This is a genomic window from Streptomyces lavendulae subsp. lavendulae, from assembly GCF_002803845.1.
GTDB lineage: Bacteria > Actinomycetota > Actinomycetes > Streptomycetales > Streptomycetaceae > Streptomyces > Streptomyces lavendulae.
Map to the genome: position 1 here is coordinate 7,978,103 of NZ_CP024985.1, position 14,195 is coordinate 7,992,297.

Annotated in this window: 12 protein-coding genes; 10 read left to right on the forward strand and 2 right to left on the reverse strand. The window is 73.5% G+C overall.

All coding sequences use genetic code 11. The annotated features are described in order from the left end of the window. Positions 1-59 precede the first annotated feature (59 nt). Both SLAV_RS35795 and SLAV_RS35800 read left to right on the forward strand, forming a co-directional pair. Positions 60-317 carry a hypothetical protein gene (locus SLAV_RS35795; protein ID WP_030230478.1) on the forward strand — a complete coding sequence of 86 codons (258 nt, stop codon included), beginning with the start codon at positions 60-62 and terminating at the stop codon, positions 315-317. 106 nt (positions 318-423) lie between these two features. After that, on the forward strand, positions 424-1,794 hold the full coding sequence (locus tag SLAV_RS35800; protein ID WP_030230480.1) for an FAD-binding oxidoreductase: 1,371 nt from the start codon (positions 424-426) through the stop codon (positions 1,792-1,794). 81 nt (positions 1,795-1,875) lie between these two features. On the opposite strand, the gene SLAV_RS35805 is transcribed toward SLAV_RS35800, so the two are convergent. Then, positions 1,876-2,106 (reverse strand): hypothetical protein, encoded by a 231-nt coding sequence (locus SLAV_RS35805; RefSeq protein ID WP_100661136.1) that lies wholly within the window; start codon positions 2,104-2,106, stop codon positions 1,876-1,878. Positions 2,107-2,483: 377 nt separating this feature from the next. On the opposite strand from SLAV_RS35805, the gene SLAV_RS35810 reads away from it, so the two are divergent. The 6 genes from SLAV_RS35810 (at position 2,484) to SLAV_RS35835 (ending at position 9,775) form a co-directional block, all read left to right on the forward strand. Further along, positions 2,484-3,737 (forward strand): FAD-dependent oxidoreductase, encoded by a 1,254-nt coding sequence (locus tag SLAV_RS35810; RefSeq protein WP_030230486.1) that lies wholly within the window; start codon positions 2,484-2,486, stop codon positions 3,735-3,737. Between the two features lie 70 nt (positions 3,738-3,807). Further along, positions 3,808-4,311 carry a hypothetical protein gene (locus tag SLAV_RS35815; RefSeq protein WP_030230500.1) on the forward strand — a complete coding sequence of 168 codons (504 nt, stop codon included), beginning with the start codon at positions 3,808-3,810 and terminating at the stop codon, positions 4,309-4,311. A 130-nt stretch (positions 4,312-4,441) separates the two neighbouring features. Beyond that, entirely contained in the window at positions 4,442-6,112 is a 1,671-nt protein-coding gene (locus SLAV_RS35820) for an alpha/beta fold hydrolase (RefSeq protein ID WP_078950350.1), read from the forward strand. A gap of 367 nt (positions 6,113-6,479) precedes the next feature. After that, positions 6,480-7,715 carry a glycosyltransferase gene (locus tag SLAV_RS35825; RefSeq protein ID WP_030230507.1) on the forward strand — a complete coding sequence of 412 codons (1,236 nt, stop codon included), beginning with the start codon at positions 6,480-6,482 and terminating at the stop codon, positions 7,713-7,715. A 100-nt stretch (positions 7,716-7,815) separates the two neighbouring features. Further along, positions 7,816-9,018 carry a cytochrome P450 family protein gene (locus SLAV_RS35830; RefSeq protein WP_030230510.1) on the forward strand — a complete coding sequence of 401 codons (1,203 nt, stop codon included), beginning with the start codon at positions 7,816-7,818 and terminating at the stop codon, positions 9,016-9,018. 85 nt (positions 9,019-9,103) lie between these two features. After that, positions 9,104-9,775, forward strand: a complete 672-nt coding sequence (locus SLAV_RS35835; protein WP_030230513.1) for a TetR/AcrR family transcriptional regulator — start codon at positions 9,104-9,106, stop codon at positions 9,773-9,775. A gap of 150 nt (positions 9,776-9,925) precedes the next feature. On the opposite strand, the gene SLAV_RS35840 is transcribed toward SLAV_RS35835, so the two are convergent. Then, the gene (locus tag SLAV_RS35840; RefSeq protein WP_030230516.1) at positions 9,926-12,097 is read right to left on the reverse strand and encodes a TerD family protein; all 2,172 of its coding nucleotides are present in this window, start codon (positions 12,095-12,097) and stop codon (positions 9,926-9,928) included. A 191-nt stretch (positions 12,098-12,288) separates the two neighbouring features. Here SLAV_RS35840 and SLAV_RS35845 point away from each other — a divergent pair, with 191 nt between their 5' ends. Together SLAV_RS35845 and SLAV_RS35850 are read left to right on the forward strand one after the other, a co-directional pair. Further along, positions 12,289-13,245: a virginiamycin B lyase family protein gene (locus SLAV_RS35845; RefSeq protein ID WP_030230519.1), complete on the forward strand. Its 957-nt coding sequence runs from the start codon at positions 12,289-12,291 to the stop codon at positions 13,243-13,245. A 202-nt stretch (positions 13,246-13,447) separates the two neighbouring features. After that, positions 13,448-14,179: a hypothetical protein gene (locus SLAV_RS35850; RefSeq protein ID WP_030230522.1), complete on the forward strand. Its 732-nt coding sequence runs from the start codon at positions 13,448-13,450 to the stop codon at positions 14,177-14,179. Positions 14,180-14,195: the final 16 nt, after the last annotated feature.

The window sequence follows — 14,195 nt, forward strand, 5'->3', positions numbered from 1 at the left end:
CGGGTGACGCGACGGCAGCGTCCGCGCGCCCGCGCACCGGAGGCGACTACAACCGTCCTGTGATCCCCCTCCGTTCACACGCACACCGCGCCGGTCCCCGCGCGGCCCGGCGCCCGGTCCCGGCGGCGCTGGCAGTGGCGGTCTGCCTGTTCGCGTCGTTGGTCCCGGCCCTGGTCCAGCCGTCAGCCCGGGCCGGCGGCCCCTGCACGTCCGAGGCCGACGGAACGCAGATCCTCTCGAACGAGCAGTACGCCCTGTGCTTCGGCGAGCCGCAGGACCGTCGGCCGGAACACCGGGTCGCCCCGCCGAACGCCTGATCACGGCCCGGCTTGAGGGCTGGCCCCATCGGCGTAGCGTGAAAAGAGACGCCCGGGGCCCCGGCGGACGTCGCCGGTGTGTGCGCGGGCGCGAGGAGCGTCGGCCATGGCAAAGATTTCCGTGGACCAGCTGCGCGAACGGGTGCGCGGCGCGGTCGTGACCCCGCAGGACGCGGCCTACGACGAGGCGCGCAAGGTCTACAACGCGATGATCGACCGGAAACCGGCCGTCGTCGTGCGTTGCGCCGGCGCCGCCGACGTCATGGCGACGGTCGACTTCGCCCGGGAGAACGGGCTGGACCTCGCGGTGCGCGGCGGCAGTCACAGCGTGCCCGGCTTCGGCACCTGCGACGACGGCGTCGTGGCCGACCTGACCGGGATGCGGGGGGTCCGGGTCGACCCGGGCGACCGGACGGCGCGCGCCGAGGGCGGAGCGACCTGGGGCGACTTCAACGCGGCCACGCACGTCTTCGGCCTGGCGACGACCGGCGGGATCATATCCACCACCGGCGTCGGCGGACTCACCCTGGGCGGCGGCATCGGCTACCTCTGCCGCGGGCAGGGCCTGAGCTGCGACAACCTGGTCTCCGCGGACGTGGTGACCGCCGACGGCCGACTGGTGGTCGCCAGCGAGGACGAGAACGAGGACCTCTACTGGGCGCTGCGCGGCGGGGGAGGGAACTTCGGGGCGGTGACCTCGCTCGAATTCCGGCTGGCCCCGGTCCAGGACGTGTACGGCGGGCCCATGCTGTTCGAACTGGCCGACGCCGGTGCCGTGCTGCGCGGCTACCGCGAGCTCATCGCCGACGCACCCCGGCAGCTGGGCGGCTTCCCCGCCTTCCAGATCGCCCCGCCCCTGCCCTTCATCCCCGAGGACCGGCACGGGGAACCCTTCATCCTGATCGTGGCCTGCTGGGCCGGCCCGATCGGGGAGGGCGAGCGGGCCGTGCAGCAGTTCCGCGAGTTCGCCCCCGTGGTCGCCGAACACGTCGGGCCCATGCCCTATCCCGCGCTGAACAGTGCCTTCGACGCCCTCGTACCGCCCGGGCTCCAGCACTACTGGAAGGCCAACTTCGTCACCGAGCTCAGCGACGCCGCGATCGAGGCCCACCTGGTCCACGGTCCCCAGGTCCCGGTGGTGAACTCGACCGTCCACATCTACCCGATCAACGGCGCCTGTCACGACGTCCCGCAGGACGCCACGGCCTTCGCCTACCGGGACGCCTCGTTCGCCACGGTCATCGCCGGCATGTGGCCCGACCCGGCCGACAACGAGGCCAACACCGCCTGGGTGCGCGGCTACTACGAGGCGACCGCTCCGCACTCCGAGGAGGGCGGCTACGTGAACTTCATGGCCGGCGACGACCAGGACCGGGTCCGGGCCAACTACAAGGGGAACTACGACCGGCTGGTGGAGGTCAAGCGCGCCTACGACCCGGACAACCTGTTCCACCTGAACCAGAACATCAAGCCGTAGCAAGCCCCGCCGCACACGGCGAAGTGCGGACCGTCGGTCCGACCGACGGTCCGCACTTCGCCGTGTGCGGCCTGGTTTTCGTCAGCAGTCGCCGTCGTCGTAGCCTCCGCCCCAGTCGTCGTCGTTGTCGTACCAGCCGTTGCCGTGGTCGTCGTCCCAACCGCCGCCGCCGTGGACGTAGGTGACGGACGTGACGGGGTGGGTGGGCATGGCCGCCGAGGCCGTACCCGCGGCGCCGAGCGCCGCGCCGCCGGCCATCAGAACACCGATGGCGGACACGGCGAAGAGCCGCTTCACTCTGAGTGCTTGCATGGTTCAGAACCCTTCTCGCAGATGTGCCGCTCGTAACGGCACGAGATTCGTCCTGCCTCCTCTCGTGGAACGTGCACGGAGTTTTCCTGTGGTCTGATGAAGATGAGGTATGCGCATCCGCCGTCAACGTGGCTTCGTAGGCCACGGACCCCCTGCCGGCACGCGATTCTCAAGCCTCGCGCATCGCTGCGGGCAGAGAGCGGATCCCGCGGTTGCGGCCGTCTTCTCTCCATGCTAATCACCTCCGCGCTACTCGTCATCTCGGGCCGCGGACCGAGATGACGGCGGAGCCCGGCGCCGCCGGTACCGGAACCGGCCTTCCCCGTGGGGTATACGTCTCCTGGGGTTCGCCCGATCCCCGCGATGGAGGTGGCGGTGTGGAGCGTACGACGTGCTGCGTCGTGGGGGGCGGGCCGGCCGGGATGGTGCTGGCGCTGCTGCTGGCGAGGGCCGGGGTGGAGGTGACGGTGCTGGAGAAACACGGCGACTTCCTGCGGGACTTCCGCGGCGACACGGTGCACCCCTCCACCCTGTCGCTCCTCGACGACATCGGCCTCGCCGAACGGTTCGCCCGGCTGCCCCAGCGCCGGGTGACCTCGGTGCAGCTCCCCATCGGGCCGGACCGGTCCCTCGTCACGGTCGGGAACATCGGGGCGCTCCACGGAAAGTACAACTACATCGCGATGGTGCCCCAGTGGGACCTGCTCGACCTGCTCGCCGACGAAGCGGGCCGGGAGCCCTCCTTCCGGCTGCGCATGTCCACGGAGGCGACCTCCTACCTCATGGAGCGCGGGCGGGTCACCGGCGTGCGGTACCGCACCGCGGACGGCGGCACCGGCGAGCTCAGGGCCACCCTCACCGTGGCCTGCGACGGCCGGGGCTCCCTGGCCAGAAGCCTGCCCGAACTCGGCCTGGAGGGCTTTGCGTGCCCCATGGACGCCTGGTGGTTCCGTCTGCCGCGCGGTGAGGACGACCCCAGCGGGCTCCTGGGCGGGCTGGGCGACCGCTTCTTCACGGCGCTGATCGACCGCGGCGACTACTGGCAGTGCGCGGCCCTCATCCCCAAGGGCACCGACGCGGAGCGGCGCGCGGAGGGCCTGGAGCGGTTCATGACCCGCTTCACGGACGCCGTCCCGTGGCTGGCCGGCCGGAGCGGCGCCGTCACCTCCTGGGACGAAGTGAAACTCCTGGACGTACGGCTCGACCGCCTGCGCCGCTGGCACCGGCCGGGGCTGCTGTGCATCGGCGATGCCGCCCACGCGATGTCACCCGTCTTCGGCATCGGCATCAACCTCGCCGTCCAGGACGCGGTGGCCGCGGCCCGCCACCTCGTGCGTCCGCTGCGCGAGGGCACCGTAGGACTCCACGACGTGCGCCGGGTCCAGTTCCGCCGCTGGCCGACCACCGTGGCGACCCAGGGCCTCCAGCGCGTGGCCCACACCCAGGTCATCGAACCGCTGCTGGCCGGCCGCACCGCCTTCGGCGATCCCCGCCGGGCCAAACGGCTGACGGAGCTCGTCACCGACTCGCGGTGGCTGAACCGGATCCCCGCCTACTTCATCGGATACGGGGCCCTGCGCGAGCGCCCCCCGCGGGAATCCCTGCGCGCGACCGGGGCGCCGAGAGAGTAATGAGGCTGTGACCTGGGGGGATTCAGTTCACGAGGGCTGATCGCAGGCCGCGGTCCTCGACACGCGTCCGATGGCGCCGCTCGACGAGCTGTTCCCCGCCGAGGTGAAGGGCGCCTCCGGTGCGGCCTTCACCCGGCTGGGCTCGAAAGCGCTGGAATCCTGCACGGAGCCGGACAGCGTCGGACCCCGGCTGGCCGCCCTGATCGAGGACGGCGCGGGGTGCGTCGGCGAGCAGATCGCCTTCTACAAGGACGACCGGAACAACCAGTTCAACATGGCCGTCTTCACGATGAGGGACCAGCGGGACTCGCTGCGGGTGGCGACCGAGCTGGCGATGGCCTTCGACGACTACCAGGTGGCCGTCCAGGCCCCGCCCGCCGGTTCCGGCCTGCCGGCCCTGCCCGCGGACAGCGGACTCGTACAGGCCTTCACCGGGCACGGCCGGGTCATGGTGGTCGCCTTGGGCCAGTGGTCCGACGGCCGCACCGCCGACTTCCAGCGGCTCACCGACGGCATGGCGCCGCTCCGCGACGAGGTGTCCCGGAGGGTGGCCGCCCACGAGGGCACGGGCTGAGTCCCGTCCGTCCCGCCGGGCCGAACAGTGGGAGGCTGTCCGTGCCGCTCGGTCGAGCGCAAGGCGGCGCACGGCCCCCCGGTTCCGTGTGCCGCCCCTGTCGCCACGCAGGACAGAGGGAGTTCGCCGTATGCAGATCCGGTGCACGCAGCCCCGCTGGGCCGAGTATCCGCGCGAACGGGTGGCATGGGCGGCGGCCCTCGCCCTGATCGTGGTGACCGCACTCCTCGGCAGCCCGCCCGCGCGCGCCACGGAGGTCACGGCCGCCGTGGCGCCCGTACCCGTCCTGTCCTGGGGCCCCTGCGGGGCCGCGGCCGGGGACGACCCGGACGACGGCTTCCGGTGCGCGACCGCCCGGGTGCCGCTGGACCACCGCCGGCCCACCGGGCCCACGATCCCGCTCGCCGTCACCCGGCGGCTCGCACCCGACCGGACCCACCGCACGGGCGTCCTCGTGCTGCACCCCGGCGGGCCCGGAAACTCCGGGGTGGACTTCGCCCGTGACAGCTACGACGCGCTCCCCGCCGCCCTGCGCGACGCCTTCGACGTCGTCGGGTACGACATGCGCGGGGTGGCGCGCAGCCGCCAGGTGGAGTGCTGGAACGACGCGGAGTACGCGGCCGCCGTCGACGCGGCACGCGGCGCACCCGGCCCCGGGGCCCTGCGGGGCGCCGTCCGCCAGGGCCTGGACTTCGCGACCGCCTGCCGCCAACGGTCCGGTGACCTCGTACCGTTCGTCGGCACCGGCTCGAACGCCGGGGACCTCGACCTCCTGCGCCAGGCCCTCGGCGAGGAGGAGCTGACCTTCTACGGCCGCTCCTTCGGCAGCTACGTCGGCACGGTGTACGCGGCCCGGTTCCCCGGCCGCGTGCGCGCCATGGTCCTGGACGGGGCCTACGATCCGCGGCGCTACGCCGACGCGCCGTACACCTACGACGCCGTGCAGTTCGAGGCCCTCGACGCGGCCGTCGGCCGGTTCCTGGACTGGTGCGCACAGAACGCCACCACCTGCGGATTCGGCGAAGGGCAACCCCGCCGGGCCTTCGAGGCGCTCAAAGGGGACCTGGACGCCCACCCCGTCATCACCCCGAACGGACGCCGGGCGACCGGCTACACCCTCGCCTACCGGCTGATGTTCAACATCAACTCCGGCAAGGAGGTCTGGCCCCACCTGGGTCAGGCCCTGCAGGCGGCGCGGTCGCGCCGGCCCTCGTTCCTGCTGAACCCACCCTCACCCGCGTCCTTCGCCTTCCTCAACGCCAATCTGGCCGTCGAATGCGCCGACCGGGTCTACCCGGCAGGCCGCCCGCTCCTGGGCGCCCTGATCGGCGCCCGGGCCGCCACCGCCCCCCTGCTGGGACCCCCCATCGGCCTCGGACCGCCCACCTACGACCACAACCACGCGCCCGCCTGCGCCCAGTGGCAGGCGGAGCGCCCGAGCCGTTACGAGGGCTCCTACCGGGCCGCCGGCTCCGCCCCGATCCTCGTCCTCGGCACGACCGGCGACCCGGACACCCCGTACCGGGACGCCGTGGCCCTCGCGGGGACCCTCGACAACGGACGCCTGCTGACCTTCGCCGCCGAAGGACACACCGCCTACAACCGGAGCGAGTGCGTCAGCACCCTGGCCACGGCCTACCTGGCCACCCTGGCCCTGCCCGCGCCGGGCACCGTCTGCGCGGACGAGACGCCCCCGGAACCGCTCGGCCGCAGCACCGCGGCCATCGCGGTCGACGAGACGCGTGACGTGATCCCCACCCCCCGGTACATGGCTGGGCGGGTCGCCGACGGGCTGCGATGATGCCTCTGTTCGCCAGACGGCCCTGCCGGCCCACGCCCATCACCACGTGGGGAGCGCGACGGGGGTCCGGACACTGGTGACGATCCGCCGCTACCGCGCCCCCACCACCCGCTGCGTGCCGACCCTGGGGCGTTCGAGCACACCCTGGTGGGCCTGCCGGCCGTCCGTGGCGCATGGCTGGGCGAGATCCTCGGCGACCTGGCCGGCCACATGAGGGCCCGTCTCTTCTGGTCGTGCCGAGGGCGTTTCGGGTCGATTCCCCGCCCTCTTCAACGTATAGCGCACCCGGGGGCTTGCGGCAAGACCCCGATCGTCCCGGAGAATCGGCGGCCGAAAGCCAATGACCTGCGGAAACGGGAGTCGCGAAATGCGTGTGTTGTTGACGACGTGGGGATCACGCGGGGACGTCGAACCGCTGGCGGGACTGGCGGTGGAACTGCGGGCGCGCGGTGCGCAGGTGCGGGTGTGCGCGCCGCCCGACGAGGAGTTCGCGGCGCTGCTGGCGCGCGTCGGGGTGCCGCTGGTGCCGCTCGGCCCGACGGTGCGCTCGGTGGTCGCCGGTACGGAGCCGCCGACGGCGAAGGACGCGTTCCGGCTCGCCCCCGAGCTGGTCGCCGCCCGGTTCGACATCCTCACCGCGGCGGCCGAGGGGTGTGACGCGCTGCTGGCGACCGGTCTGATGCCCGCCGGCGCGCGGGACGTGGCCGAGAAGCTGGGCATCCGTTACGTGTACGCCTGCTTCCACGTCTTCGGGATCCCGTCGCGGCACTTCCCGCCCGGGTCCCGGCCGGGCCGGGAGTCCCCGCGGGACGAGACCGACAACCGGGTGCTGTGGGAGCAGGACGCCCAGCGGGTGAACGCGCTGTACGGCGAGGCGGTGGCCCGCCACCGGGCGTCGATCGGTCTGCCACCGGTGGACAACGTCCGCGACCACGTGTTCACCGACCGGCCGTGGCTGGCGGCGGACGCGACCCTGTGCCCGTCGCAGGGCATGACGGACCTCGACGTCGTGCAGACCGGGGCGTGGATCCTGCCCGACGACCGCCCGCTCCCGGAAGGGCTGGAGGCGTTCCTGGACGCCGGCGAACCACCCGTGTACGTGGGCTTCGGCAGCATGGCCGCGCACGCCCCGAAGGACATCGCCCGAGTGGCCACCGAAGCGGTCCGCGCGCACGGCCGCCGCGTACTGCTCGCCCGCGGCTGGGCCGGACTCGCCCCGGTCGACGACGCCGGCGACTGCTTCGTCGTCGGCGAGGTCAACCAGCAGGCCCTGTTCCCCCGGGTGGCGGCCGTCGTGCACCACGGGGGCGCGGGCACCACGACGGCGGCGGCGCGGGCCGGCGCGCCCCAGGTGGTGGTCCCCCGTATCGCGGACCAGCCGTACTGGGCCGGACGCGTGGCCGAGCTGGGCATCGGCTCGGCTCACCACGACCCGACGCCGACCCGCGACTCGCTGTACGCCGCGCTGACCACGGCCCTGACCCCGGGGACCCGTGCACGGGCGCGGGCCCTGGCCGCCACCCTGCCCGCCGACGGGGCGGCCAGGGCCGCGGAGTTGCTGCTCGACGCGGCCGGCGGGGAGGGCGCGCCCGCTTCCGGATGACCCTCCCGCGCGATGAACCGGGGATGACTCCCCGCTTCGTGGTACTGTTCCCCCCATGAAGCGGGGAGTGCTCCCCGTTTGTCGACAGGGAGGAACCGCCATGCCCGCCCCGACGCTTGAGGAACTCGCCCCCGCCGGAGTCGACGTCATCGCCGACCCCTACCCGGTCTACGCCGCGCTGCGCGAGAAGGGCCACGTCCACCGCGTCCACGTGCCCGGGACCGGTGACGTGTGGCTCGTCCTCGGACGCGACGAGGTGCGGGCCGCGCTGACGGACCCCCGCCTGCGCAACGACATACGGCACTCCGCCTCATGGGAGAGCGACGGCGGGAACGCCATCGGCCTGAACATGCTGCAGACCGACGCCCCCCGGCACACCCGCCTGCGCTCCCTGGTCGCACGCGAGTTCACCGCGGGCCGGATCGACGCGCTGCGGCCGCGCGTGCGGCGGATCGCCGACGGGCTCCTCGACGCCTTCCCGCCGGCCGGGACCGCCGATCTGGTCGCCGGATACGCCCTCCCGCTGCCGCTCACCGTCATCTGCGAGCTGCTCGGGGTACCCTCCGGCGACCAGCGCCACTTCCACGCCTGGTCCACCGAGCTCGTGGCGCCGTCCTCGCCCGCCGCGGCCGCCGCCGCCGGCGGGGAGATGGCCGCCTACTTCGCCTCGCTGATCGCCGCCAAGGCGGATGCGCCCGGGGCGGACCTGATGAGCGCCCTGGTCCGCGCCTCCGCCGAGGAGGACGGGCTCTCGCCCGAGGAACTGCTCGGCATGGCCTTCCTCCTGCTCGTCGCCGGACACGAGACCACGGTCAACCTGATCTCGGGCGCCGTCCTCAACCTGCTCCGCCACCCGGACCAGCTCGCCGCGCTGCGCGCCGACGCGAGCCTGCTCGACGGCGCCGTCGAGGAAGCGCTCCGCTACGACGGGCCCGTCGCGGCGGCGGCCTTCCGGCACGCCGCCGAACCGCTGGAGATCGACGGGGTCCGCATCCCCGCGGGCGACAGCCTCATGCTCTCCCTGGCCTCGGCCTCCCGCGACCCCCGGTACCACCCGGATCCCGACCGCTTCGACATCCGCCGCCCGGCCGGCGGGCACCTCGCGTTCGGCCACGGCATCCACCACTGCCTGGGCGCCCCGCTCGCCCGCGTCGAAGGCCGGATCGCCCTGGAGACACTGCTGCGCAGGATGCCGGACCTCGTCCTGGCCTGTGACCCGGACCATCCGGAGCGCCGGTCCGGTGCCATGCTCCGGGGCGTCGCGGCCCTGCCCGTACGGTGGTCGCGGCGGCTCGATGGGTGACGCTCCGCCCGGTGGGGCTAGCATCCGTACCGGACGGCGATCCCCGGTACGTGCGTACGCGCCACCGGCGACACAAGGAGTGGACATGACACCGGGCACCCAACGGCCCGCGCCGGTACGGCGCGACGCACGGCGCAACCGCGAGCTGCTCCTGGCCGCCGCGCGCAAGGCCTTCGCCGCCGAGGGCCTGGAGATTCCCCTCGACGAGATCGCCCGCCGGGCCGGCGTCGGGAACGCCACCCTGTACCGGAACTTCCCCACCCGTGCCGCCCTCATCGACGCGGTGTTCCAGGACGCGCTGCTGGACACCATCGCGGCCGGGGACGAAGCGCGCCGCGCGGCGGACCCGTGGGCCGGGCTGGCCGGCTACCTGGAGGCGGTCTTCACCGTACTGGCCACCGACCGCGGGGCGAACGACCTGATGACCACCGCCATCGAGGGCGTGACCTCGCTCGATTCCGTCCACGCCCACAACCACGAAACCATCACCCTGCTGGTGGACGGCGCCCAACGGGCCGGTGCCATGCGCCCCGACGTCACCGTCGAGGACGTGCTCCTGGGCCTGGCCACGCTCGGACGCTCCGTTCCTTCCCTCGCCGCCGCGGGGCCCCCGCACGCCTGGCGCCGGCAACTGGCGCTGTTCCTCGACGGCCTGCGGGCCGGGAAGCGCCCCACGACCGAGCTGCCCGCCCCGGGCATGACCGCCGGGGACCTGGCGGCCGTCCTCCTCGACCTCGGCCCGCACCGCCAGACCTGAGGGCGGGGACCCGGGAGGGGAGAAACGAGACGCCGGGGTGCCCTGGGGCACCCCGGCGTGACGTCGAGGGCGAGGAAAGCGGACGGGCTAATTTCGGGTAAGAAGGAGAAGGAAGCCCGTCCATGGCCTCGCCGAACCGAACGCTACCACTCAGCCCGGGATCAGAGCACGCAGGTTTTCCGGCGTGACGACCAGCGAATCCGGGTGCAGCCCGTCCGGACGTTCCAGCCCGATGTACGTGACCGGGCCGTCCGGAACCGTCGTGCCGTCCCACACCGTGACGGCCCCGGCGCCCCCGGCCATCAGCCCGGTGAGGTAGCGCACCGTGAGGGGCTCACGCTCGACGAGGGCGCGCACCAGCACCGCGACCGACACCCGGTTCCCCTCGACCCGGTTGGCGTTCGGGTTGCCCCGCAGGTACAGGTGGAGCCACTTGGCGCGCCAGCGGCCGTCGCTCCCGCGCACGAACGCCAACGGCAGCGCGACCCTGCCGGGGCCGCGCAGCTCCGACTTCATCCGTACGGTGCGCGCCTCGAAGGGGCGGCCCTCCTGCTCGGCGTCGCGCAGCATGAAGCCGAAGAGCGACTCCTCGGCCTCCTCGAAACCCTCTCCCGAGTAGATGTTGACCTGCGGGACGATGAACGTGCCGCGCACGGCGTCCAATCGCAGGTTGATGAACTCCGAGGCACCGTCCGGCGCGTTCGTGATGTCGCCCGAGTGCTCCCCGCCGACATCGGTGAGCGCGGTGAACGACAGCCAGGACAGGGTCTCGTACGAGGCGTCCAGCATCAGCGCCGACAGGTCGTAGTCGGTGCTGCGGCTCGTCTGCTTCCAGTGGACGAAGAAGCGCAGCAGTTCTCCGTCGACCGGTGAGAGGGAGCCGCGCGGCAGCACCCCGAGACCGGCGGCCGTCGCCCTGCCGCTGAGCGGGAGCGCGACGTCGAGGACGTCCGGGTCGATCAGCAGGTGCCCGGCCTCCGGGAGGCGGCGCCGCGTCTCGGCGTCCAGCACGCCGATCAGCCGCTCGCGCTCGCGCGACGGCACGGGCGCGCGGTCGTCGGTAGTGACCCAGGCCCGGCCCTGGCGATTGACGAAGACACGGCGGCCGCGGGCTTCTTCCGCACGGTTGTGGAGGTGCTCGCGCACCGCCAGCAGGACCCGCCCCGCCACCCGCGGAACGCTCTGTTCGACGGCGGCCACGACCGCGTCGCGCTCGTCCTGGACGCGGCACGCGCGCAGCAGCCGGTCCAGGGACCGCAGCAGCCGGCCGGGAGCGGCCGTCAGCAGCCGCGCCGCCCCCGTGACGTCGTCCACGGCGAGCAGCGCCTCGACCCGGCTGTCGAACGACCGGGCCTCCTCCTCGCCCCGCGCGACGGCGAACACCCGGGCGGCGTGCGGCCAGCGCGGGTACTCGTGCGGGTGGAGGCGCTCGCCGAGGCGCTTGAACGCCTCACGGTGGGCGGTGACGTCGGCGAGCTTGGCCGGAGCCGCCGCCACCACCGCGTCCAGGGAAGCGAGCAGGGCGCGGCGGACGGGCCTGGACAGGGACCGCAGCCGGGTGGGCTCCACCAGCGTCACGTCGCCGTCCGACAGCGCGCAGGCCAGCCGGAGCACATCCGTGACGGTGTTCACGAGGAGCTCGGCACCGGCGCCGAGGCGGGCCAGGTTGACGACGGCGCGGTTCTCCCGGACCGGGATCGCCTCGGGCTGGAGCCCGTCGACGCAGTGCCCGGCGAGCGCGGAGAGGTCACGCAGGCCCTCCTCGCCCAGCGGGGTGGTGCTGCCCGCCAGGGCCAGGTACAGGGCGGTGACCTCCTCGTCCGGGGTGCCGCCCGGGTGCAGGACCGTGACGCGGTCACCCGCGGCGGCGATCAGCTCCTCGTGCGCGGCGAGCATCTCGGCATGGGTGTGCCGGTAGTTGCCGTACGAAGGGAGGGTCAGCAGGTCGACCACACCGGTGCGGAGCTGGGCGACGGTGCCGTCGCGCGAGGCCTCGTCGGCGAGCGCCTCGGCGACGCACCGCTCCCAGAAGTCGGCCGTGTCCGGCACGTTGGCCGGGAAGTCCACGAAGTAGACGTTGTGCCGTACGTGGTCGCCCACCATCTCGCGGACGGTGTCCAGCGTGCGCGCGGCGGTGTCGAGGACCGTTTCTGCGGACAGCCCCGCCAGGCGCTCCAGCAGGGCGGCCGACAGCTTGAAGCCCACGGACATCAGCGCGGCGTCGAACTGCCGCGCCGCCGCGCCGCCCCGGCCGAGTGGGCCGTGGGGCAGGGGTATGCGGTGGGTGTGCCGGACGACCAGGCGTTCGAAGGGGTGGATCATCCGGGCATGATCCCAGAACCGCGCGGGGGACACATACACGTTTTCGAACGCGCCGGTGCATTGGAGTGGCCCGCGGCGCGGCCGGTGGCGTGGCTTCCGCCCGGCCCGTGGCGGCTGCCTAGGGTCGTCCCGACCAGGCCGTCCGGGACGCGGTCGGCCCTTTCGCACCATTCGGAACAGGTGGGTGAATCGTGGCACGCCTCACGGCCGAGTCGCAGTCGCACGTACCCGAACCCCAGGCGGGCGCGGTCCGCAGCCGCGGGCGGCTGACGCGGCGTCTGGCCGCCTTCGCCGGAGTGCTGCTCCTGTGCGCACTGCCCGCGCGAGCGGCCGGAGCCGACCAGCCGCACGACGTAGGCCCGCACACCGGCCCGCCGTTGTACGTGTCCGACTACGGCAACAACCGCGTGGTCACGCTGCCCGTCGACGCAGGCGCCCAGACGACCCTCCCTCTGGACGGCCTGGTACGCCCGACAGGACTGGCCTGGGACCGTGCGGGCCGCCTCTACGTCTCCGACACCGGGAACAACCGCGTGGTGCGGTCGGCCCCGGACGGCAGCGGGCAGTCCACCGTGCCCACCGAGGGCCTCTCGCGCCCCCTGGGCCTGGCCGTCGACGCCGCCGGGGACCTCTACATCGCCGACAGCTTCAACGACCGCGTCGTGAAGGTGCCGGCCGACGGCGGCGGCCAGACCACCGTTCCCACCACCGGGCTGCTGCACCCCTGGGGGCTGGCCCTGGAACCCGACGGGGACCTGTACGTCTCCGACTTCGTCAACGACCGCGTGGTGAAGGTGCCCGCCGACGGGAGCGGCCAGTCCACCGTCCCCACCTCCGGCCTCTCGCAGCCCACCGGCCTGGCCCTGAACACCGCCGGAGACCTCTACGTCTCCGACAGCGGCAACAACCGCGTGGTGCGGATCGCGGCGGGAACCGGCGAGCAGACCACGGTGCCCACCACCGGCCTGAGCAGCCCGCTCGGCCTCGCCCTCGACCAGCACGGCGCCCTCTACGTCGCCGACGCCTTCAACAACCGGGTCGTACGCGTCCGTCTCACCGACGGCGCACAGAGCACCGTGGACTCCACGGACCTGAACACCCCGACGGGCCTCGCGTTCCCTCCGCGTTCCGCCCGCCCGAAGCGCTAGAACCCTCCACCCGCGGCGGCCGTACCCGCCCCGGGTCCCCGATCCCTCGGAAGGCACCGCCCTCCGCCACCACCCCGACGACCTGATGTCATAGCCTCCACACTGACCGACCGGGGAGCACGGCCGGGTTGTCGGGCGTTGGAGCGTGGGAGGCGCGGTCTCTTCGGACACACCGCGCCACCCGAGGGAAGAGGAGGATCCGATGAGCACGGCCGACGAGGGACGGCAGTGGCCGGACGAGGCCAGTGTCGACAACGCGCGGACGACGCTGCTGCAGCTCCTCGCGCGGGCAGGGGTCCCCTCCGACGACGCGCGGGAACTGATCGGCCTGGTGGAAGCGGGCGCCCTGGCCCTCGCCTACGAGGAACTGAGCGGCAGCGACCGCGGCGTGCCGGGGGACAAGGGCGAGGAGTACGGCACGGGCTGGCTCGACGGCGCCGCGGACACGCTGGAGGAGCTCGGCGCCGTCGCCGAACGGACCCTCCTGCGGGTCGTGGGCCCGGAGGGGCCGCAGGGCCCGGCGGGGGAGCGCCCGCGGGCCGGACGCATGGAGGTGGAACGGGCGCGGGTCGCGCTCACGCCCCTGTACCTGTCGTTCACGGCGGTCTCGGAACTGGACCCGGAGGTGACCGAGGAGGTGCTCGCCGCCGTCCTCGCCACGATGACGGTCCGCCAGCGGGCCGGGTACGCCGGCCGGCTCACGCGGTTCGCCGCGGCCCACCGGTCGCGGCTGGAGCGGATGTTCGCGGCGTTCGGACCGGACAGCGCCATCACGGTGCACGGCCGCTACTCGCTCCTCCACTCCGCCACGAGCCTCGCGGTGCTGGAGCGTCTCGCCACCGTGCCCGGGGAACTGCGTGAGGAGTGGGACGCGGCGGAGCTGCCGCCCGCGTGGCTCGACGGGCTGACCACCGCCTGGGACGCCCCTGCATGACCGCGGGCCGGCCGTC

Excerpts from the sequence above, each read along its gene's own strand:
- SLAV_RS35835 (WP_030230513.1), top strand. The coding sequence starts at position 9,104 with ATGACACCGGGCACCCAACGGCCCGCGCCGGTACGGCGCGACGCACGG.
- SLAV_RS35825 (WP_030230507.1), top strand. The coding sequence starts at position 6,480 with ATGCGTGTGTTGTTGACGACGTGGGGATCACGCGGGGACGTCGAACCG.
- SLAV_RS35815 (WP_030230500.1), top strand. The coding sequence starts at position 3,808 with ATGGCGCCGCTCGACGAGCTGTTCCCCGCCGAGGTGAAGGGCGCCTCC.
- SLAV_RS35820 (WP_078950350.1), top strand. The coding sequence starts at position 4,442 with ATGCAGATCCGGTGCACGCAGCCCCGCTGGGCCGAGTATCCGCGCGAA.
- SLAV_RS35805 (WP_100661136.1), bottom strand. The coding sequence starts at position 2,106 with ATGCAAGCACTCAGAGTGAAGCGGCTCTTCGCCGTGTCCGCCATCGGT.
- SLAV_RS35840 (WP_030230516.1), bottom strand. The coding sequence starts at position 12,097 with ATGATCCACCCCTTCGAACGCCTGGTCGTCCGGCACACCCACCGCATA.
- SLAV_RS35800 (WP_030230480.1), top strand. The coding sequence starts at position 424 with ATGGCAAAGATTTCCGTGGACCAGCTGCGCGAACGGGTGCGCGGCGCG.
- SLAV_RS35830 (WP_030230510.1), top strand. The coding sequence starts at position 7,816 with ATGCCCGCCCCGACGCTTGAGGAACTCGCCCCCGCCGGAGTCGACGTC.
- SLAV_RS35850 (WP_030230522.1), top strand. The coding sequence starts at position 13,448 with ATGAGCACGGCCGACGAGGGACGGCAGTGGCCGGACGAGGCCAGTGTC.